General features: G+C 64.5%; 20 protein-coding genes. 8 read left to right on the top strand and 12 right to left on the bottom strand.

All coding sequences use genetic code 11. From position 1 onward, the window contains the following. Positions 1-344: 344 nt before the first annotated feature. Entirely contained in the window at positions 345-1,229 is an 885-nt protein-coding gene (locus QUV11_RS13360) for a LysR substrate-binding domain-containing protein (protein WP_300883388.1), read from the top strand. A 136-nt stretch (positions 1,230-1,365) separates the two neighbouring features. Here QUV11_RS13360 and QUV11_RS13355 read toward each other — a convergent pair whose 3' ends face one another. Further along, positions 1,366-1,818: a peptidylprolyl isomerase gene (locus QUV11_RS13355; protein WP_300883387.1), complete on the bottom strand. Its 453-nt coding sequence runs from the start codon at positions 1,816-1,818 to the stop codon at positions 1,366-1,368. 192 nt (positions 1,819-2,010) lie between these two features. On the opposite strand from QUV11_RS13355, the gene mgtE reads away from it, so the two are divergent. The 3 genes from mgtE to QUV11_RS13340 all read left to right on the top strand — a co-directional run bounded on the left by mgtE (position 2,011) and on the right by QUV11_RS13340 (position 4,266). Further along, positions 2,011-3,438: a magnesium transporter gene (gene mgtE, locus QUV11_RS13350; RefSeq protein WP_300883386.1), complete on the top strand. Its 1,428-nt coding sequence runs from the start codon at positions 2,011-2,013 to the stop codon at positions 3,436-3,438. A 3-nt stretch (positions 3,439-3,441) separates the two neighbouring features. After that, the gene (locus tag QUV11_RS13345) at positions 3,442-3,843 is read left to right on the top strand and encodes a DUF1489 domain-containing protein (protein WP_300883385.1); all 402 of its coding nucleotides are present in this window, start codon (positions 3,442-3,444) and stop codon (positions 3,841-3,843) included. A gap of 87 nt (positions 3,844-3,930) precedes the next feature. Next, the gene (locus QUV11_RS13340) at positions 3,931-4,266 is read left to right on the top strand and encodes a GIY-YIG nuclease family protein (protein WP_300883384.1); all 336 of its coding nucleotides are present in this window, start codon (positions 3,931-3,933) and stop codon (positions 4,264-4,266) included. A gap of 95 nt (positions 4,267-4,361) precedes the next feature. On the opposite strand, the gene QUV11_RS13335 is transcribed toward QUV11_RS13340, so the two are convergent. Next, positions 4,362-5,027 (bottom strand): DsbA family oxidoreductase, encoded by a 666-nt coding sequence (locus QUV11_RS13335; RefSeq protein ID WP_300883383.1) that lies wholly within the window; start codon positions 5,025-5,027, stop codon positions 4,362-4,364. Between the two features lie 87 nt (positions 5,028-5,114). Next, positions 5,115-5,984 (bottom strand): 3-hydroxybutyryl-CoA dehydrogenase, encoded by an 870-nt coding sequence (locus QUV11_RS13330; RefSeq protein WP_300883382.1) that lies wholly within the window; start codon positions 5,982-5,984, stop codon positions 5,115-5,117. An 86-nt stretch (positions 5,985-6,070) separates the two neighbouring features. Here QUV11_RS13330 and QUV11_RS13325 point away from each other — a divergent pair, with 86 nt between their 5' ends. Beyond that, positions 6,071-7,117, top strand: coding sequence for a DUF1176 domain-containing protein (locus QUV11_RS13325; protein WP_300883381.1), 1,047 nt, complete (start codon positions 6,071-6,073; stop codon positions 7,115-7,117). Positions 7,118-7,123: 6 nt separating this feature from the next. Here QUV11_RS13325 and QUV11_RS13320 read toward each other — a convergent pair whose 3' ends face one another. Beyond that, positions 7,124-7,606, bottom strand: a complete 483-nt coding sequence (locus tag QUV11_RS13320; protein ID WP_300883380.1) for a GNAT family N-acetyltransferase — start codon at positions 7,604-7,606, stop codon at positions 7,124-7,126. A 180-nt stretch (positions 7,607-7,786) separates the two neighbouring features. Between QUV11_RS13320 and QUV11_RS13315 the strand changes: the two genes are divergently transcribed. After that, entirely contained in the window at positions 7,787-8,851 is a 1,065-nt protein-coding gene (locus tag QUV11_RS13315) for an isoaspartyl peptidase/L-asparaginase family protein (protein WP_300883379.1), read from the top strand. 3 nt (positions 8,852-8,854) lie between these two features. On the opposite strand, the gene QUV11_RS13310 is transcribed toward QUV11_RS13315, so the two are convergent. The 6 genes from QUV11_RS13310 to QUV11_RS13285 all read right to left on the bottom strand — a co-directional run bounded on the left by QUV11_RS13310 (position 8,855) and on the right by QUV11_RS13285 (position 16,970). Further along, positions 8,855-10,663, bottom strand: a complete 1,809-nt coding sequence (locus tag QUV11_RS13310; protein WP_300883378.1) for a DUF885 family protein — start codon at positions 10,661-10,663, stop codon at positions 8,855-8,857. Positions 10,664-10,889: 226 nt separating this feature from the next. Next, entirely contained in the window at positions 10,890-11,342 is a 453-nt protein-coding gene (locus tag QUV11_RS13305) for a MaoC family dehydratase (protein WP_300883377.1), read from the bottom strand. Between the two features lie 230 nt (positions 11,343-11,572). Beyond that, complete coding sequence (locus QUV11_RS13300) at positions 11,573-13,492, bottom strand: acetyl/propionyl/methylcrotonyl-CoA carboxylase subunit alpha (protein WP_300883376.1); 1,920 nt, start codon at positions 13,490-13,492, stop codon at positions 11,573-11,575. Continuing rightward, positions 13,486-13,902 carry an endonuclease domain-containing protein gene (locus QUV11_RS13295; RefSeq protein ID WP_300883375.1) on the bottom strand — a complete coding sequence of 139 codons (417 nt, stop codon included), beginning with the start codon at positions 13,900-13,902 and terminating at the stop codon, positions 13,486-13,488. The genes QUV11_RS13300 and QUV11_RS13295 overlap by 7 nt, the downstream gene beginning before the upstream one ends. 160 nt (positions 13,903-14,062) lie before the next feature. After that, positions 14,063-15,664 (bottom strand): carboxyl transferase domain-containing protein, encoded by a 1,602-nt coding sequence (locus QUV11_RS13290; protein ID WP_300883374.1) that lies wholly within the window; start codon positions 15,662-15,664, stop codon positions 14,063-14,065. A gap of 157 nt (positions 15,665-15,821) precedes the next feature. Continuing rightward, positions 15,822-16,970: an acyl-CoA dehydrogenase family protein gene (locus tag QUV11_RS13285; protein ID WP_300883402.1), complete on the bottom strand. Its 1,149-nt coding sequence runs from the start codon at positions 16,968-16,970 to the stop codon at positions 15,822-15,824. 108 nt (positions 16,971-17,078) lie between these two features. On the opposite strand from QUV11_RS13285, the gene QUV11_RS13280 reads away from it, so the two are divergent. Then, positions 17,079-18,008 carry a LysR family transcriptional regulator gene (locus tag QUV11_RS13280; RefSeq protein ID WP_300883373.1) on the top strand — a complete coding sequence of 310 codons (930 nt, stop codon included), beginning with the start codon at positions 17,079-17,081 and terminating at the stop codon, positions 18,006-18,008. On the opposite strand, the gene QUV11_RS13275 is transcribed toward QUV11_RS13280, so the two are convergent. Further along, positions 17,997-18,701: a hypothetical protein gene (locus tag QUV11_RS13275; protein WP_300883372.1), complete on the bottom strand. Its 705-nt coding sequence runs from the start codon at positions 18,699-18,701 to the stop codon at positions 17,997-17,999. The genes QUV11_RS13280 and QUV11_RS13275 overlap by 12 nt on opposite strands. 65 nt (positions 18,702-18,766) lie before the next feature. Further along, positions 18,767-18,898 (bottom strand): helix-turn-helix domain-containing protein, encoded by a 132-nt coding sequence (locus tag QUV11_RS17200; protein WP_367279861.1) that lies wholly within the window; start codon positions 18,896-18,898, stop codon positions 18,767-18,769. Between the two features lie 3 nt (positions 18,899-18,901). Between QUV11_RS17200 and QUV11_RS17195 the strand changes: the two genes are divergently transcribed. Beyond that, entirely contained in the window at positions 18,902-19,081 is a 180-nt protein-coding gene (locus QUV11_RS17195; RefSeq protein WP_367279860.1) for a hypothetical protein, read from the top strand. The last annotated feature ends 252 nt before the right edge of the window (positions 19,082-19,333 follow it).

Genomic DNA, 19,333 nt, shown 5'->3' with positions numbered 1-19,333 from the left:
CACCGGTAGACAGCGCGTTCATGCAAACGTGTGCAGGCTGACGGACGCGTTACGTGCGGCAATCCAAGGAAATCAAAGGGTTTGCAAAGCGCAAAACAATTGGTTAGGCCCGCGCCTTCAGGCTCCAATAGACAAAAAAAGGGCCAGCCCGAAGGCTGACCCGATAAAGTTTTTAGGAGAGGATGCCTGAAAGGCATGATCAATATGGGTCAGAGACCCTTATTGTGCAAGTGCGAAATAACCCTGGATGATTGCAAAGAATGCAAGTCCAGTGACGCAAAACCGCACTCCCTGCGCGATTTGCAATTGCACATTTCCGCTGCAGTGCAATAATACCCGCCAATATGGCCATGCGACGTCTCCCTCCCCTGCGATCCCTTGAAGCGTTTTTACGGGTTGCCCGACTCGGGTCCGCGAAGGCGGCTGCGAGCGAGCTTGCGCTCTCGCCATCGGCGCTCAGCCGACGAATCGGCGGGCTCGAGGACTTTGTCGGCAAGAAATTGTTCAAGCGCCACAACCAGCAGCTCAAGCTCAACGAAGCGGGCGAAGCGTTGTTCGCCAGCGTCGCGCCCGCTATCGATGCGCTGGCCGATGCGGTCGCAGCGCATATGGACGACAGCCGGGTGCTGCGGCTGCGGTTGGGGATGCTGCCGCTGTTCGGCAGCCAGCGGCTGGTGCCCCGGCTGGGCGAGCTGCGCCGCCTCTATCCGCTGCTGCACATCGACGTCGACACGTCGGGCCACGGCGAGGCGCGCCTGGGCGACACGCTCGATGCCGCGATCATTCTTTCGGAAAACCCCGATCCCTCGTTGCACTCGGTGCGGCTCGACCGGAACTATGTCTATGCCATCGCCTCGGCCGAGCTGGTCGAGAGCCTGGGCAACACCCCCGATCTGGCGCAGCTCAACCGGCAGACGATCCTGATCCACAACGACATGCCCGAATCCTTCGACGCGTGGAAGAAGGCGCTGGCGCTCGAGGATCTGCAGCCGGCGTCGATCGATCATATCGACAGTGGCCCACTCATGCTCGAGGCCGCCGCGCAGGGGCTGGGCATCGCGATCATGCACGACGATCACCTCACCCGGTCGGGCGACACAAGGCTGGCCAAATTGTTCGATGTGCGCGTCGAGAGCCCGTACAGCTACTGGTTCGTCTGCAAGCCCCGCGCGCTGGAAACGCGGGCGGTGCGCCTGTTCCACGACTGGCTGGTCGACGCAGGGATTTGAGGCGTCCAAATCCTCCCCTTCAGGGGAGGTGGCAGGCCGCAGGCCTGACGGAGGGGTGTCGCCCATTCGAGAGCGTGACACCCCTCCACCACTTCGTGGTCCCCCTCCCCGTACCGGGGAGGATTTACCGTCTAGCTCAGGCCACCGTGGCCGATGCGATCACGCCGGGCTTGGCGGGCGGTTCGCCCTTGGGCAGCGCGTGGACATGTTCCATGCCTTCGATGACCTGGCCCCAGACCGTGTACTGGCGATCAAGGAAACCCGCATCGGCGAGGCAGATGAAGAACTGGCTGTTCGCGCTGTTCGGGTCCATCGTGCGCGCCATCGAGCAGACGCCTTCGACATGCGGTTCGTCGTTGAATTCCTGCTTGAGGTCGGGCTTCTTGGATCCGCCGGTGCCGGTGCCGTTGGGGCAGCCGCCCTGCGCCATGAAGCCCGCGATCACGCGGTGAAACTTCACGCCGTTGTAGAAGCCTTCGTTGGCCAGCTCGGTGATGCGCTCGACATGGCCGGGGGCAAGGTCGGGGCGCAGCTTGATGACGACATCGCCGCCGTCCTGGATGTGAAAGGTAAGCGTCTCAGCGGTCATATGCAGTCCTTTGATGGCATGAGATAAGATTTGGTGGCACGAGAAATGCTGCCGTCGATATAGCGACGCGCAAGCGAATGTCACCCCCGGCCACGCCCGCCGCATCGGGATTGCTTTTGCAGATACGAACCGCCACACACACGGTGATTCCCGCAGGCGGGAGACCCCCATCCCCCCAGACAGGAGCAGGCCTTGACCGACCCGACCGACGCCCAGCTCCACGACCACGCGGTTGCCGACCCGGCAGAAGCGAGCACCAGCCTCGACGAGGACAACCGGCTGCTGCCGGGCTTTGTCAGCCAGGTCTGCGATGCGCTGGACGATGGCGACGACGAGGCCGCCTATGATCTGGTAGAGCCGCTGCACCCCGCCGACATCGCCGACCTGTTCGAGCTGGTGGAACGCGATTATCGCGGGCCGCTGGCGCGCGCGATCACCGATCTGCTCGGCGCCGACGTGCTGACCGAGCTCAACGATTATGTCCGCGACGACGTGATCAATGCCCTGCCCGCAGCGCAGGTGGCAGAGCTGGCAGGCCAGCTCGAGACCGACGATGCGGTCGCGATCATCGAGGAAATGGAAGAGGCCGACCAGCGCGCGGTGCTGGCCGAGCTCGAGCCGGCGGATCGCGCGGCGATCGTCGATGCGCTCTCCTTCCCCGAGGAATCCGCCGGCCGCCTGATGCAGCGCGATCTGGTCGCGGTGCCCGAACACATGACCGTCGGCCAGCTGATCGACTATCTGCGCGAGCATGCCGAGCTCACCACCGAGTTCTGGGAAATCTTTATCGTCGATGCGATGCACCGCCCGGTCGGCACCTGCCAGCTCAGCTGGATCCTGCGCACCCCCCGCCACATCGCGCTAACCGATGTGATGAAGCGCGACCAGACGCTGATCCCGACCGACATGGACCAGGAAGAGGTCGCGCTCAGGTTCCAGAAATACGGCCTGATCTCTGCTGCCGTCACCGATGCTGCAGGCCGTCTGGTCGGTCAGATCACGGTCGACGACATCATCCACATCGTCCAGGAAGAAGCGGGCGAGGATATCCTGCGGATGTCGGGTGCGGGCGAAGGCGACATCAACGAGCCGATCCGCCAGTCCTACAGCAGTCGCGTCCGCTGGCTGATCGCCAACCTCGGCACCGCTTTGGTAGCGAGCAGCATCATCGCGGTGTTCGGCGGCGCGATCGAGCAGCTCGTCGCGCTCGCGGTGCTGATGCCGATCGTCGCCTCGGTCGGCGGCAATGCCGGCACGCAGACCATGGCGGTCGCGGTGCGCGCGCTAGCGATGAACCAGCTCACCCAGTCGAACACTCGCCGCATCATCGCGCGCGAACTGCGCATCGCGGTGCTCAACGGCGCGACGGTGGCGGTGCTGACCGGGATAGGCACCGCGCTGGTGTTTGCCGACGTGATGCTCGGCGGGGTGATCGCGCTCGCGATCCTGGTCAACATCATCGTCGCCGGCATGGCCGGGGTGATCGTGCCGGTGATGCTCGACCGACTGGAACAGGACCCGGCGGTGGCGAGTTCGGTGTTCGTGACGATGATAACCGATTCGATGGGCTTCCTTGCGTTTCTCGGCCTGGCGGTCGCGAGCGGACTGGCGAGTTTCTGACCCGTGCCGCTCAGCATGACCAAGATCGCCTTTGGGGCGCAGAGCGCGGCTTCGCTGCGGGAGTGGCTGGAGAGCCATGCATCGCTCGGTGAGGCGCGGCTGACCACGCGCTATATGCCCAAGCGCCACGAGGAGATGGCGAGCGGATCGCTCTACTGGATCTTCAACAAGGCGATCATCGGCCGCAGCCCGCTGCTGGGCTTCATGGACAATGGCCAGGGGCGCACCTGGATCCGGATCGAACCGCGCCTGATCGCGGTGCAATCCATCCCCCGCCGCGCGCACCAGGGCTGGCGCTATCTGGAAGAGGCCGACGCGCCTGCGGACCTTGGTGAGGGGATGAGCGAGGCGGACATGATGCCCGCCGAGATGCTGGGCGAGCTGGCGCGATTGGGGTTGGTTTAGGGCTCCCCACCTAGTCTCTGGCCTTGTGCCCAGCTCCGCTCAGCCTGAGCTTGTCGAAGGCCCCGCGAAGACGCCAGCGTATAGGACATGGCCTTTTACGCGTACCTCCTGCGATGCAACGATGGCAGCTATTACGCCGGTCACACCGATGATCTCGATCACCGTCTCTCTCAACATCAAGCTGGCGCACTGGGCGGATACACGGCCAAGCGCCGACCGGTAGAACTAATCTGGTCGGAAGATTTTGCGACACGCGACCATGCCTTTTGGGTCGAGCAGCAGATCAAAGGCTGGTCTCGTGCAAAGAAGGAAGCATTAATAGCGGGAGACTGGGAATTGATTTCGAACCTTGCGCGGAACCGATCTCAATACGGAAAGGGTGGGCGCGGGGCCTTCGACAAACTCAGGCTGAGCGGGGTATGATGTGACCCCGCCATAGGAAGGCGCGGGGCCTTCGACAGGCTCAGGCTGAGCGGAGGTGAGTTTGAACCCGCGACTGAGCGACCGTACTTACCCTCTCAAGCCATCGCCTTCTCACGCACCTTGCGGATGACATTGACGAAGGTCTCCGCCTCTTGCGCGCCGGGGACGAGGTATTTGCCGTCGAAGATGATCGCGGGCACGCCGCTGATGCCCTGTTCGATCCAGTGGGCGAGATGCGCGCGGACTTCGGCTTCGTTGTCGGGATCGTTGAGCACCGCGCGGCCCTCGTCTGCGTCAAGCCCGGTATCGGCGACGACATCGAGCAGCACCTCTTCATCGCTGACATCGCGATTGTCCTGAAAATACGCCGCAAACAGCGCCAGCTTGAGACGCGTCTGCGCCTCGCTGCCCTGGGTATCGCCCGCCCAGGTGAGCAGTTGATGCGCCTTGAACGTGTTGTAGATCCGCATCCCGGGCGCGTGGTTGAAGGCGAAACCCAGCCGCTCGCCGGTGTCCTTGAGCCGCGACCGGTTGGCCGCGCTCTGCTCGGGCGACGCGCCATATTTGCGCGCGACGTGCTCGGAGATGTCCTCGCCCTCGGGGGCCATCTGCGGATTGAGCTCGAACGGATGCCAGGTGATCTCGGGCACAACCTCGTCGCCGACGATATCGAGCGCCTTTTGCAGCTGCTTGTAGCCGATGATGCACCACGGGCAGACCACGTCTGACACGATATCGATCTTGAGCGAATGGGCGGTCATTGTCGGTCTCCGGTAGTTGAACTGTCGGCGCGCCCCGGCGAACCGCAGTATATCGCAGTTCGCCGGGTCTGTCAGCCTGCCAGACTATCAGCGCGTCGGCACGGGGGTTTCGCCCGAATAATCGTAGAACCCGCGCTTGGTCTTGCGGCCCAGCCAGCCGGCCTCGACATATTTGACCAGCAGCGGCGCGGGCCGGAACTTGGGGTCGCCGGTCGAGCTGTGCAGCACCTGAGTGATGCTCAGGCACGTGTCGAGCCCGATAAAATCGGCGAGCGTCAGCGGGCCCATCGGGTGGTTGAGCCCCAGTTGCACCGCAGCATCGATATCCTCGATGGTGGCCACGCCCTCGCCCAGCGCGAAACACGCCTCGTTGAGCATCGGCAACAGGATGCGGTTGACGATGAAGCCCGGCGCGTCGTTGGCCTGCACCACGCGCTTGCCGATGCGCTCGGCATAGCCGCGGACGAATTCGACCGTCGCATCCGATGTCGCCAGCCCGCGGATCAGCTCGATCAGCCCCATCACCGGCACCGGATTGAAGAAGTGCACGCCGACGAAGCGCGAGGCATCGGGACTGGCCGCGGCCATGCGGGTGATCGGGATCGACGAGGTGTTGCTGGCGAGGATCGCGTCAGACGCAAGCACCTTGCCGACATTCTCGAAGATCGCGCGCTTGATGTCCTCGCGTTCGGTCGCCGCCTCAATGATCAGGCCAGCGTCCGCCATCTTGGCATAATCGCCCACCGGCTCGATCCGCGCCAGCGCCGCGTCGGCGTCGGCGGAGTCCAGCTTGCCTTTTTCGACCGCGCGCGCCAGCTGCTTGGCGATGCCGGCCTTGCCCTTTTCAGCAAGCTCCACCGACACATCCGAGAGGAACACGTGATAGCCTGCCTGCGCGCTGACCTGTGCGATGCCCGCGCCCATCTGGCCCGCGCCGATAACTGCCATTTTGTCCATAAGTGTCTCTTTCTGGTGCCGCTGGAATAGGATAGGCCCGCCGCATAACCGATGATTCCGTCTCTGGCTAGGATCGAGGAACGCCCATGCTGATGCCTGCATTGCTCATCGCCGCCGCAGTGGCGACCGCCGCCCCGGATCAGGTGCCCGGCGAGACCAAGACCTTCAAGGACTGGTATGTCGCCTGCGACAATGCATGGAACTGCGAGGCAGGGACGCTGGCCGAGGAAGGCGGCGATTTCACCACCGCGATGGCGCTGCGCCTCTGGCGCGAGGGCGGCCCCGACGCACCGTTCCGCGTCGAACTCACCCCGCCTGAAGAGATGGCGACCGGCCCGGCGCGGCTGAAGATCGACGCGCGGCCGGCGCTGTCCGGAACGCAGGACACCGAAGGTGACACTGTGCTGGACGAGGGCCAAGCGCTTGCCATCGCCCGTGCGCTGGCCAATGGCAGCCAAGCCTCGATGATCCTGTCCGACGGCAGGACGGTGGCGCTGTCGCTGGCGGGCTCTTCGGCGGCGCTGCGCTTCATCGATGCGACGCAGCAGCGCGCAGGCACCCGAGGCGCGATCATCGCCACCGGGACCAAGCCCGACACCGCCCTGCCCCCGCCGCTGCCGCAGCTCACCGCGCGCGCCGCCTCGAAGCTGACCGAGCTCCCCGATCTCAAGCGCTACCCCGAGATCATCGCCGAAAGCGGGTGCGAATACCGGATGGAGGGCGCCGAGGACACGGTGCATCCGCTGGGCCAGCGCGGCGGGCTGGATATGGCTTTGGTGCTGATCGCCTGCGATTCGGGCGCGTACAATTTCGGGTCGGCGGTGATGGTCGCCACCCGGCCGATGGAAGACCCCAATGCGGGGTGGGAATTCGCCCCCGCCAAATTCGACAGCCCCACCGGCTGGGGCGGCGACGATCAGGTGCCGCAGGTGGTCAACGCCGATTGGACGGCAGAGACCGGCACCTTGTTCGACCGTGCCAAGGGCCGCGGCATCGGCGATTGCGGGGTGGCGAGCAGCTATGCCTGGGACGGCGAGATGTTTCGCCTGAGCGAAAAGCACGAAATGGGCGAGTGCCGCGGGGTGTGGGAATGGCCGCGGGTATGGATCGCCGACGTTTCGGTGATCCGCTGATCGAGCCTAGAGCATGCGCGTCATGCACATGCTGAACGGGTCTTCGAAATAGTCGCCGAAAGGCGCGCAGCGTTCGAAGCCGTGCTTGCGATACAACGCGTGCGCGGGATGGAATGGTTCGGGCAATCCGGTCTCGAGGCTCAGCCGTGTATAGCCGCGTGCCCGCGCCTCGGCGATCAGGTGCAGCAGCATCGCCTCGCCCAGCCCGCGCCGCACAAAAGCCGGATCGGTGCGCATCGACTTGAGCTCGCCATGCCCCGCGTCGATCTGCTTGAGCGCGCCGCACCCGGCAAGCCTGTCGCTCACCCGCAGCGCATAGAAGGTGACATCGGGCGCGCGCAGCCGCTCGACCGGAAAGGCATGGACCGAGCAGATCGGCGAATGCGCCGCCATCTGCGCGAGATGATATTCGAGCAGCGCCCGGATATCCGCCCCGCTCAGATCATCCTGCGCAATCGTGATTTCGCCTGTCGCCTCGTTCTGTGTCATGCTTGCCCCCGCTATGCCGGTCGATCGCGTGGAACCATGCTTGCCGCACAGAGGTTTGCTTTTCTAGCCCCGGTTGTGCACGAAAGTTGAATTGCGCGGCGCGGACAACCTGCCTAGTCCCGCATGCCTGACCTGAGGAGCTGTCCCGTGCGTCTGTCCCTGTTGCTTGGAGCCTTATTGATGTCGCTTGCCACCCCCGCCGCCGCCACGCCCGAAACATCGGCAGAACCCGGCTGGTCGCTGGTCATCCACGGCGGCGCCGGCATCATCGAACGCTCGCGAATCAAACCGGAAACCGATGCTGCGGTGCGCGCGGCGCTGGCCAGGGCGCTCGAGGCGGGATCGGCGGTGCTCCAATCGGGCGGCGCAGCAATGGATGCGGTGCAGGCCGCGATCCTGGTGCTGGAGGACGACCCCAATTTCAACGCCGGCCATGGCGCGGTGTTCACCTATGAAGGCACCAACGAGCTCGATGCCGCGGTGATGGACGGTGCCGAGCGCAAGGCAGGCGCGATCGCGCGCGCGCACCACACCCGCAACCCGATCCTGCTCGCGCGCAAGGTGATGGAGGAAAGCCCGCACGTGCTGCTCTCGGGCGAAGGCGCGGATCGCTTCTCGAAGGAACAGGGGCTCGATCAGGTCGACAACGCCTATTTCGGCACGCCCGAGCGCAAGCGCCAGCTTGAGGAGCTCAAGGCCAAGAAGGTCGGCTGGTTCGATGTCGATCTCAAATACGGCACCGTCGGCGCGGTGGCGCGCGATGCGCAAGGCAATGTCGCGGCGGGCACCTCGACCGGTGGCCTCACCGGCAAGCGCTATGGCCGCATCGGCGATTCCCCGCTGATCGGCGCGGGCACCTATGCCGACAACCGCGCGTGCGCGATCTCCGCCACCGGCGCGGGCGAGTTTTTCATCCGCGTCGGCGTGGCGCACGAGATCTGCACCCGCATCCGGATGAAGGCAGAGGCGCGCGCCGAATTCCTCACCCAGGAGGCCGCGCGCGGCGGCAAGACGCTTGATGCCCCCGCGCAGGACCGGCTGCTCGCCAGCACCCTGTCGGCCGAAGAGGTGCAGGGCATCGCCGATGCCGTCATCGCCGAGATGGGCGCGTTGGGCGGATCGGGCGGGATCATCTATCTCACCCCCTGGGGCCATCAGGGCTACAGCTTCGACACGCCGGGCATGTATCGCGGCATGGCGAGCAGCGATGGCACCAGCAGCGTCGCGGTCTACGGCGACGAATAGGGCCTATCGCGCGGGCTTGCCAGCGTTGGCGAGCTTGGTCTTCTCCCGCGCGATGAACTCTTCCATCTTCGCTTCCATCACCGGCAGCGGGACCGACCCCAGGTTGAGGAAGGCATCGTGGAACGGCCTCTGGTCGAACGCGGTGCCCAGCTCCGCCTCGGCCTTGGCGCGCATCCGGCGCAGGCTCAGTTCACCCAATTTGTAGGCGAGCGCCTGTGCGGGCCAGGAGATATAGCGGTCGACCTCGGTCTCGACATCGCGCTGCGCCAGCGCGGTGTGCCCGGCGAGATAATCGATCGCCTTCTGCCGGCTCCAGCCGCGGGTGTGGATGCCGGTGTCGATCACCAGCCGCACCGCGCGCCACATCTCGAAGGTCTGACGGCCGAACTCCTCATAGGGGGTCTCGTACAGCCCCAATTTGGTGCCCAGCCATTCGGTGTACAGCCCCCAGCCCTCGCCATAGCCCGAGAAATAGGTCTGGCGGCGGAAGTCGGGGCGATCGGGCGCCTCGAGCGCCACCGCCGCCTGGAAGCTGTGCCCCGGAATGCACTCGTGCAGCGTCAGCGCGGTGAGGTTATACAGCGGACGCGAGGGCAGGTCATAAGTGTTGAACAGGCAGCTATCGAGCCCGCCGCGCCCCGAGGTGTAGATCGGCGCGATGACGTCGGGCACCGGCAGGATGCTGAACCGATAGCGCGGCAGGAAATTGAAGGTTTCCTTGAGCTTGCCATCCATTCTCTTGGTGACATAGGCGGCATAGGACAACAATTCGCGCGGGGTCTTGGCATAGAATTGCGGGTCGGTTCGCATGAACTGCAGGAACTCGGGGAAGGTCCCGGTGAACCCCGTCTCGCGCATCGTCTTCTGCATATCGGCATCGATCCGCGCGACCTCCTTGAGACCGATCTCGTGGATTTCGTCGGGGGTCAGGTCGAGCGTGGTGTAGAGCTTGACCTGGTCCTGATAGAAGGCCTTGCCGTTGGGCAGCGAATAGGCGTCGATCTGCGTCCGCGCCTTGGGCATATATTCCCCGCGCATGAAGGTCAGCAGCGTGGTGTAGGCGGGCGCAACCGAGGTCTGAATCGCCTTGAGCGCCTCGGCGCGCAGCGCGGCCTGCTCGGCCGCCGGAATGCTCTCGGGCATCGTGCGGAACGCATCGTAGAACGGGTTAGCCTCGCCGGTGACGGCATAAGCCTCGATCGTCGCATCGCGGCCTTCGATGGCAACGCGCGGCACGGTGTAGCCGCGTGCCAGCCCAGCGCGCATGTTGACGATGTTCTCGTCGAAATAGCGCGGCAGATCGCCCATCCGCCCCAGATAGCGGCGATAGCTGGCGGCGTTGGGGAAGCCCTGGCGCGGGTTCAGCCCGCCCCAAAAGAAGGTGTCGCTGTTGAACGGCGCCTCATAGGTCTTGTGCTCGATACTGTTGGCATTCTCCCACACCGACTGGCGGAACACCGCGGCGTTGACCTGTTCCTCGGGCGAGAGCTGGTCCATCGGGATGGCATCGAGCTGGCGCAGCACATCGGTCCAATAGGCCAGCCGCCGCGCCTGCGCCTCGGCGGTGACGTCGCCCAGCCGATCACCCTGGATCCAGCGACCGCCCTCCTTCACCCGCGCATATTCGGCCTGCCGCCACTCCCATTCGGCATCGTAGAGCGCCTTCAGCGTCGCATCCATCGGATCCGGTGCAGCCTTGGGCGCGGAAACGGCGGCGGGGGGTGCGGCGGGCTCCTCCTGCGCGAACGCAGGGACAGCCGGGATGGCCGCAGCGCCCATCAGAAACGAAGCGAGAAGACGTGATGCGCGCATGATGTTTGACCCCGGATTGCCGTTTCTTGGTTAACTGCATTAGACGCAGGGCGGGCTTGCGGGGTCAAGGGGTTGGGTTGCATTTTCGTATACAAATCAACGCAAGGCACTGATTTGATTGCAGCCTATGCGAAAGGCTGATCGTCACCCCCGCGCACGCGGGGGTCCCGCTTGTGCGCCGCCCTCAGCTTAGAAGCGGGATTCCCGCGCTGGCGGGAATGACGGGTCAGGCGGGCTTGCGCTTCATCAAGGCCGACCGCAGGCAGCGGCACACCACCTCGTCGCGCTGGTTGATCAGCTCGTGGGTGAAGGTCACGATCCCGGCATTGGGCCGCGACTTCGATGGCGTCAGTTCCATCACCTCGCTGGTCGCACGCATGGTGTCGCCGATGAACACCGGCTTGGGCATGACAAGCTTGTCGTACCCCAGGTTCGCCACCAGCGTGCCCAAAGTCGTATCCCCCACCGACAGCCCGACCATCAGGCTGAAGGTGAAGGTGCCGTTGACCAGGATCTGCCCGAACTCGCTCGCCTTGGCCGCCTCGGCATCGAGGTGCAGCGGCTGCGGGTTGTGGGTCATCGTGCTGAACAGCAGATTGTCGGTCTCGGTCACCGTCCGCCGGATCTCATGCTCGATCCGGTCGCCGATGGTCCACTCGTCGAAATATTTGCCTGCCATTGGTTTTTCCTTATCAACCCCTCTGCCTCGACGCGCCCCCTCTCCCCTCCGTGGGAGAGGGTTGCGAAGACTTGGCAGCTCGCTGCCTAGTCGAAGCTGGGAGAGGGGGCAGCAACGGTAGAATGATAGATGGCCCATAGGCCACTCACCCTCATCCAACTGCGCCTAGCCTCGCTGCGCTCAGCAAGGCTGCGTATCCTTCTCCCGTCAAGGGAGAAGGTTTACGCGCATCACTCCGCCGCCGCCTCGATCCGCACCAGCAACGCCTCGACCTGCACCTGCGCACCCTCGCTGGCATTGAGCTCCGCCACCACGCCATCGAACGGCGCGACCAGCGAATGCTCCATCTTCATCGCCTCGAGCGTGAGCAATTTCTGCCCCTTGGTCACCGACTGGCCCGCAGTCACATCCACCGCGATCACCTTGCCCGGCATCGGGGAGAGGATCGAGCCGCTCCCAGCCGCCGCATGGCCCGAGCCGCGCGCAACCAGATCGAACGCGTAGGCCATGCCATCGGCAAAAAGGATCGCCTGGTCGCCGCTCAGATGCCCGGTCACCACCGCCGCTTCGGTGTGTTCGGGAAGGTAACAATCCACTGTATCGTCCCCGACCGAGATAACCCGATCGCCGATCGCCGCGATGTCGACCGTCCGGGTGTCCCCGGCGCTGGTCAACGTCACGCGATGCGCCGGCGCGGCGTTGAGGCGGAAGCCGGCATTGGGCACGGGCGTGCTAGAATCCTGAACCAGCCGGGCGGCGACGTCGAACAGGGCGTCCTCGGGTTCACTGGACGGAATCAGCGCATCGCCGGCCCTGGCGATAAAGCCAGTATCCAGATCCGCCTCGACGAAGCTGTCTGACCACAGCGCGCGGACCAGAAAGCCCGCATTGGTCCTGACCGGCCAGATTTCGGTTTCGCTAAGCGCCTGCGCCAGCGCCGAAATGGCGTCGCTGCGCGTCTCGCCATGGCACACGATCTTGGCGATCATCGGATCATAGAAAGGCGAAACCTCGCCGCCCTGCTCGACCCCGGTTTCGATCCGATCGGCGTCACCGAAGATCAGGTGTTCCAGCCGCCCCGTGCTCGGCAGAAACCCCTTCGCCGGGTCCTCGGCATACAACCGCGCTTCCATCGCCCAGCCTTGGATAGCTAGCTCGTCCTGCCTGAGCGGGACCGGCTCGCCGCTCGCCACGCGCAGCTGCCATTCGACCAGATCGACGCCGGTGATCTCCTCGGTCACCGGATGTTCGACCTGCAGCCGGGTGTTCATTTCCATGAACCAGATACGGTCCGCGCGCAGACCTTCCGACCCATCGGCGATGAACTCGATCGTGCCCGCGCCTTCATAATCCACCGCCTTGGCCGCGCGCACCGCCGCGCCGCACACCGCCTCGCGCGTCGCTGGGTCCATGCCGGGCGCGGGCGCTTCCTCGATCACCTTCTGGTGGCGGCGCTGCAGCGAGCAATCGCGTTCGAACAGGTGGACGACATTGCCATGGGCATCGCCGAACACCTGCACCTCGATATGCCGCGGGCTTTCGATCCACTTTTCGAGCAGCACGACATCGTTGCCGAAACTGGCCGCGGCCTCGCGCTTGCAGCTGACCAGCGCGTCGGCGAACTCCGCCGCCGCATCCACCTTGCGCATCCCCTTGCCGCCACCGCCCGCGACCGCTTTGATCAGCACCGGATAGCCGATTGTGTCCGCCTGTTCGGCGAGGAAATCGGGGTCCTGATTGTCCCCCAGATAGCCCGGCGTGGTCGGCACGCCCGCGGCGTCCATCAGCTTCTTGGCGGCATCCTTGAGCCCCATCGCGCGGATCGAATCCGGCTTCGGCCCCACCCAGATCAGCCCCGCGTCGATCACGGCCTGCGCGAACTCCGCGTTCTCCGAGAGGAAGCCATAGCCCGGATGGATCGCTTCGGCGCCGGTCTGTTTCGCGGCGGCGATGATCTTCTCGCCCACCAAATAGCTCTCGCGCGCCGGCGACGGCCCGATATGCACCGCCTCATCGGCTTGGCGCACATGCAGCGCCTTGGCATCGGCGTCCGAATACACCGCGACCGTGCGGATACCCATGTCACGCGCGGTGCGGATGATCCGGCAGGCGATCTCGCCGCGGTTGGCGATGAGGAGGGATTTCAGCATGCGCCCAAATCCTCCCCGGCACGGGGAGGGGGACCGTCCGCAGGACGGTGGAGGGGAAGCCTCTGCAATGCGATGTCCACGATATGCTCCACAACACTCTCCAGATTGTTCAAAACGTCCGCAGCGTTGATCCGCAGCGTTTTTATTCCATGCAGGTCGAGCCAAGCCCCCCTGCTGTCATCAAATTCAGGCTGGTCGCCCGCGTTATGCTGTTCGCCGTCGATCTCGATGCACAGCGATGCCTCGGCGCAAAAGAAGTCGAGCACATAATGCCCGACGGTGTGCTGCCTGCGAAACTTCAGCCCCGAAGGCCGCTTGCGCAACTCCTGCCACAACAGCACCTCGGGCAGCGACATAGCCTTGCGCAGCTTACGGCTGCGTTTGACTAGAGCTCGAGGCGAACGCAGCACGACTAAAATCCTCCCCCTTGGGGGAGGGGGACCGCGAAGCGGTGGAGGGGTAGCGGGATTGTGACTCCGCTTAGAACACGGCACAATCCGGCTTCCCCTCCACCATCCTGCGGATGGTCCCCCTCCCCGTTTCGGGGAGGATTTTGCGACGAGACCGCCATCACATCCGGAACACGCCGAACCGCGTGCCCTCCTCGACCGGTGCGTTGAGGCACGCCGCGAAGGCCAACCCCAGCACGTCCCTCGTCTGCGCGGGGTCGATGACCCCGTCGTCCCACAGCCGCGAGGTCGCGTGGTACGGACTGCCCTGCGCCTCGTAATCATCACGGATCGGCTGCTTGAAGGCTTCGGCCTGCTCGGGGGTCCAGCTGTCGGCATCGCGGTGGACGGTCGCGAGCACGGACGCCGCCTGCTCGCCACCCATCACGCTGATGCGCGAGTTCGGCCAACTGAACAGGAACCGTGGGCTATAAGCGCGCCCGCACATGCCGTAATTGCCCGCGCCGAAGCTGCCGCCGATCAGCACGGTGACCTTGGGAACGCTCGCGGTGGCGACTGCGGTGACCAATTTCGCGCCATGTTTGGCAATGCCTTCGGCCTCATACTTGCCACCGACCATGAAGCCCGAGATGTTCTGCAGGAACAGCAAGGGAATGCGCCGCTGGCAGGCGAGTTCGATGAAATGCGCGCCTTTGACCGCGCTTTCGCTGAACAGCACGCCGTTGTTGGCGAGGATAGCCACCGGCATTCCCCAGATATGCGCGAAACCGCAGACCAAGGAACTGCCGTAGAGCGCCTTGAACTCGTGAAACTCGCTGCCGTCGACGATCCGCGCGATCACCTCGTGCACATCGTATGGCGCGCGGACGTCCGAGGGGATGATGCCGTACAGCTCTTCCGCATCGAACCTGGGCGCGCGTGGTTCGCGGACATCGATGTTCGGCTTGGGGATCGGGCCCAGATGCGAGACGATGTCGCGCACGATGGTCAGCGCGTGCTCGTCGTTCTCGGCGACATGATCGACCACGCCCGATTTGCGCCCGTGCAGGTCGCCGCCGCCCAGATCCTCGGCTGTTATCTCCTCGCCCGTCGCGGCCTTGACCAGCGGGGGGCCGGCGAGGAAGATCGTGCCCTGGTTGCGCACGATGACGCTTTCGTCAGACATTGCAGGCACATACGCCCCGCCCGCGGTGCAGCTGCCCATCACGCAGGCGATCTGCGGGATGCCCTTGGCAGACATGTTCGCCTGGTTGAAGAAGATGCGGCCGAAATGGTCGCGGTCGGGGAAGACCTCGGCCTGGTGCGGCAGGTTGGCGCCGCCCGAATCGACCAGATAGACGCACGGCAGCCGGTTGGCCTCGGCGATCTCCTGCGCGCGCAGGTGCTTCTTGACCGTCATCGGGTAGTACGTGCCGCCTTTGACCGTGGCGTCGTTGCACACGATCATGCACTGGCGGCCCGACACACGGCCGATGCCGGCGATCATCCCTGCGCCGGGGATCTCGCCGTCGTACAGGTCGTTTGCGGCGAGCTGGCCGATCTCGAGGAACGGCGAGCCCGGATCGAGCAGCCGCTCGACGCGTTCGCGCGGAAGCAGCTTGCCGCGCGATGTATGCCGCTCGCGCGACTTGGCGTTGCCGCCCAATGCGGCTTCGGCGACTTTGCTCCAGAGTTCATCGCGCAGGGTGACATTGTGCGTGAACGATGCGCGGTAGGTGTCTGAATGGGTGTCGATCTTGGTGTCGAGCGTGGGCGCGGTCATGCTGAAAATCCTCCCCTGCCAGGGGAGGGGGACCGCGAAGCGGTGGAGGGGAAGCGCGATTGTGCCCCCCTCGCCGCATGGCGACCAGCCGCTTCCCCTCCGTCAGCGCTGCGCGCTGCCACCTCCCCGTTCCGGGTGAGGATTTGAAATGCCACCATCACCGTGCCCCAATCAGTTCGCGCGCGATCAGGAACCGCCGGATCTCGTTGGTGCCTGCCCCGATGTCGTACAATTTCGCATCGCGCAGGAAGCGTTCGACCGGCCAGTCGGTGGTATAGCCCGCCCCGCCCAGCGCCTGGATCGCCTCGAGCGAGCATTTCACCGCGTTCTCGCTGGCGAGCAGGATTGCCCCCGCCGCATCGAACCGCGTGGTCTTGCCCGCATCGCAGGCGCGGGCGACCGCATAGACATAGGCGCGCGCGCTGTTGAGCGCGACGTACATGTCGGCGACCTTGGCCTGCACCATCTGGAACGACCCGATGGGCGAGCCGAACTGCTTGCGCTCGCGCACATACGGCAGCACCACGTCGAGGCACGCCTGCATGATGCCCAAGGGCCCGGCAGCAAGCACCGCGCGCTCGTAATCGAGGCCCGACATCAGCACGCCGACGCCGCCGTTCATCGGGCCCATGATGTTCTCTTCCGGCACGAAGCAATCGTCGAACACCAGCTCGGCGGTGGGACTCCCGCGCATCCCCATCTTGGCGATCTTCTGCCCGATCGAGAAGCCCGGCATGTCCTTTTCGATGATGAACGCGGTGATCCCGCCCGATCCCTCACCCGTCTTGGCATAGACGATCAGCGTGCTCGCATAGGCCGCGTTGGTGATCCAGAACTTGGTGCCGTTGAGCCGGTATCCGCCATCTACCGCGCTGGCCTTGAGCTTCATCGAGACCACGTCGGAGCCCGCGCCCGCTTCGGACATCGCCAGCGATCCGACATGCTGGCCCGAAATCAGCCCCGGCAGATACTTGGCCTTCTGCTCGGGATTGCCCCAGCGGCGCAGCTGGTTGACGCACAGGTTGGAGTGCGCGCCGTACGACAGCCCCAGCGACGCGCTCGCACGGCTGACCTCTTCCATCGCGATGACATGCTCGAGATAGCCGAGGCCCAGCCCGCCGTCTTCTTCGCCCACGGTGATGCCGTGCAGGCCGAGCGCGCCCATCTGCGGCCACAATTCGACCGGGAACCAGTCCTCGGCGTCGATCTTGGCGGCGAGCGGGGCGATCTTGTCGGCGGCAAAGCGCGCGGTGGTGTCGCGGATCATGTCGGCGGCTTCGCCCAGAGCGAAGTCGAAATCGGGCATCGTGGACATTGTGGCATCCTCTCCTGGAGCTCTTAATGCTCCGGTTCTAGGCCCCCAAGTCAACAAAGGAAAATTGATATTGAAAGGGGTTTATCCTAGACGCTGTCTATGATCGAACGCTATCTGCTGCGCTACTTCCTCGCCGTGGTCGAACACGGCAATTTCACCCGCGCTGCCGAGAGCTGCAACGTGACTCAGCCGACGTTGTCGGTGGGCATCGCGCGGCTCGAGGAATCCTTGGGCCAGCGCCTGTTCCACCGCACCAACCGCCGCGTCGACCTCACCCCCAATGGCGCGCAGTTCGCCGAGCATGCGCGGCGGATCGAGGCGCAGTTCAACCTGGCCGAACAGGCGATGCAGCAGCGCCAGCCCGAGGCGATCGTGCGGCTGGGCGTGCTCTCGAGCATCCCCACCGGCGTGGTCGCAGGCATCGCGCAGGCGCTGGGCGAGATCGACGGCATCCGCACCGAGTTCGTCGAGGGCCGCGCCAGCGAGCTGATCGACCGGCTGACCGCAGCGCGGATCGACCTGGCGATCACGCTCGAGCCGCAGGGACGGATGCGCGCGCATTTCGAGCCGGTGGCGAGCGAAGGCTATGGCCTGGCGCTGCCCGCCAACCACCCGCTCGCCGGCCGCACTTCAATCGCCGCGCACGAGCTCGCCGACAACGTGATGCTGGTGCGGCGGCACTGCGAATTGCTCACCGCGACCAGCCAGCACTTCACCGCGCGCGGCGTCCGCCCCTTCTTCGCGGCAAGATCACGCAACGACGACCGCATCCTGGCGTTGGTCGCAGCCGGCGTGGGCGTGACGGTGATGCCCGACTGCTTCACCGCGCCCGGCGTGGCGCGGGTCCCGATGGAAGACTTCGCGCATGTGCGGACTTTGGGGCTGATGCGCGAGGCGGACACGGTGCCCGAGGCGGTGGTGGCGCGGGTGCGCGGGGTGCTGGCGGAGCGGATTGGTGGGAGTTGGGGGGATGAACCGAAAGTCTCGTATCCCATTGGAACTATGCCAATCGGTTCATTATCTAGATAGAGGATCATCTTTCGTAGCTTCAAGCTCAGCGTCTCTGGCCTCGACCCACTTTTCAACTTTCTCCAATAGCTCAGGCCAAACATCGTCGTACTCGTGGTGAAACGTGCCCATGCACAGCATCATCGCATCGAGATGGCGGTCGCCGTGCAGTTCCATCCAACGGTTCGAAAACGTCGTTTCGTACTCGTCGTAATTGGTGGTCGCGTAGCCCCCCATCATCCCTTCATAGTTCGGGTGCGCGCTCTCTGACAGGTCCTCATACAGCTTCATCAGCCCGGGATATCGCTTGTCACACTTTCCCAAGACAGTCAGGATGTTGACCGCGCTTGGCATAACTTCGTTGTTGCGCGAACCGAGCAGGAGCAACGCGGTCTTTTCGCCGAAAAGGTGAAAATTAAGCTGTCCGTCAAGCACCTGCTTCATCAGCAAATTGAGATAGGTGAGCGTCGCCAGTGTCTCGAACCCGGACCGCAGCAGTATTCGCGCCCCAAGCACGTGCCCCTGCTGATGCAACGCATACGACTGGACCATCAGATCATACTCTCGCCAGAGTGCTAGCTCCCGCAGCATCCATACGCGATAAAGTGACTTCCATTTATAGGCGACGGCGTTTCGGGCAATCAAACCACCTACTGGGATGCTCTGGAACAGCGAAGCGCCCCAGTTCGCCATGTTCTGTTCGACCTCATTCATGGCAGCGATTTAGCACGGATGGCTAGCGGTGGTCATCGGGTATCTAAGGCATCTGAAACACCAATCTAGCCCAAAACTCCCAACCCATGCTTCTGCACGACGGCGAGCAGTTTGAGCGCCATGCCGCTGGGGCGTTTGGCTCCGGTTTCCCATTTCTCAACGGTACTTTCGCTGGTGTTGAGATAGCGGGCAAACACCGGATGGCTTACGCGATCCGTTTCGCGCAGTTGTTTGATCTGTTCGGGGTTGGTGTAGGCGGCGCTGCCAGACAGCTTTTGTCGAAACTGCGCATGGTCGCCCTGTCGATCGCCCCCACCTTACGCAGCGTGGAGGCGGACGCGTGGATCGCTTCGAAGGCATCGCTGTTGAATTTGGCCTAGCTGGGCATGACGCTTCTCCATGCTGTCACCGCAAGCAAGATTGGCCCAAAGCTGGCCTGCGCACCACCCCAAAATCCTCCCCTGCAAGGGGAGGTGGCAGGCGTAGCCTGACGGAGGGGTGTCACCCTCTCGCCGACGTGGACACCCCTCCACCACCCGCTATGCGGGCGGTCCCCCTCCCCTGCCAGGGGAGGATTTTAAGGGGTCGCGAAGACCTCGGGCCTCGGCCCACCTGCGTTCAAGGATGCCCGG

Source organism: Blastomonas sp., from assembly GCF_030373265.1.
GTDB lineage: Bacteria > Pseudomonadota > Alphaproteobacteria > Sphingomonadales > Sphingomonadaceae > Blastomonas.
This window is presented reverse-complemented; position numbering and strand designations above follow the sequence as displayed.

Bases quoted from the DNA above. Each gene is read 5' to 3' on its own strand.
- QUV11_RS13360 (WP_300883388.1), top strand. From the start codon at position 345: ATGGCCATGCGACGTCTCCCTCCCCTGCGATCCCTTGAAGCGTTTTTA.
- QUV11_RS13355 (WP_300883387.1), bottom strand. From the start codon at position 1,818: ATGACCGCTGAGACGCTTACCTTTCACATCCAGGACGGCGGCGATGTC.
- QUV11_RS13340 (WP_300883384.1), top strand. From the start codon at position 3,931: ATGGCCTTTTACGCGTACCTCCTGCGATGCAACGATGGCAGCTATTAC.
- QUV11_RS13335 (WP_300883383.1), bottom strand. From the start codon at position 5,027: ATGACCGCCCATTCGCTCAAGATCGATATCGTGTCAGACGTGGTCTGC.
- QUV11_RS13330 (WP_300883382.1), bottom strand. From the start codon at position 5,984: ATGGACAAAATGGCAGTTATCGGCGCGGGCCAGATGGGCGCGGGCATC.
- QUV11_RS13325 (WP_300883381.1), top strand. From the start codon at position 6,071: ATGCTGATGCCTGCATTGCTCATCGCCGCCGCAGTGGCGACCGCCGCC.
- QUV11_RS13320 (WP_300883380.1), bottom strand. From the start codon at position 7,606: ATGACACAGAACGAGGCGACAGGCGAAATCACGATTGCGCAGGATGAT.
- QUV11_RS13315 (WP_300883379.1), top strand. From the start codon at position 7,787: ATGTCGCTTGCCACCCCCGCCGCCGCCACGCCCGAAACATCGGCAGAA.
- QUV11_RS13310 (WP_300883378.1), bottom strand. From the start codon at position 10,663: ATGCGCGCATCACGTCTTCTCGCTTCGTTTCTGATGGGCGCTGCGGCC.
- QUV11_RS13305 (WP_300883377.1), bottom strand. From the start codon at position 11,342: ATGGCAGGCAAATATTTCGACGAGTGGACCATCGGCGACCGGATCGAG.
- QUV11_RS13300 (WP_300883376.1), bottom strand. From the start codon at position 13,492: ATGCTGAAATCCCTCCTCATCGCCAACCGCGGCGAGATCGCCTGCCGG.
- QUV11_RS13290 (WP_300883374.1), bottom strand. From the start codon at position 15,664: ATGACCGCGCCCACGCTCGACACCAAGATCGACACCCATTCAGACACC.
- QUV11_RS13285 (WP_300883402.1), bottom strand. From the start codon at position 16,970: ATGCCCGATTTCGACTTCGCTCTGGGCGAAGCCGCCGACATGATCCGC.
- QUV11_RS13280 (WP_300883373.1), top strand. From the start codon at position 17,079: ATGATCGAACGCTATCTGCTGCGCTACTTCCTCGCCGTGGTCGAACAC.
- QUV11_RS13275 (WP_300883372.1), bottom strand. From the start codon at position 18,701: ATGAATGAGGTCGAACAGAACATGGCGAACTGGGGCGCTTCGCTGTTC.
- QUV11_RS17195 (WP_367279860.1), top strand. From the start codon at position 18,902: ATGGCTTACGCGATCCGTTTCGCGCAGTTGTTTGATCTGTTCGGGGTT.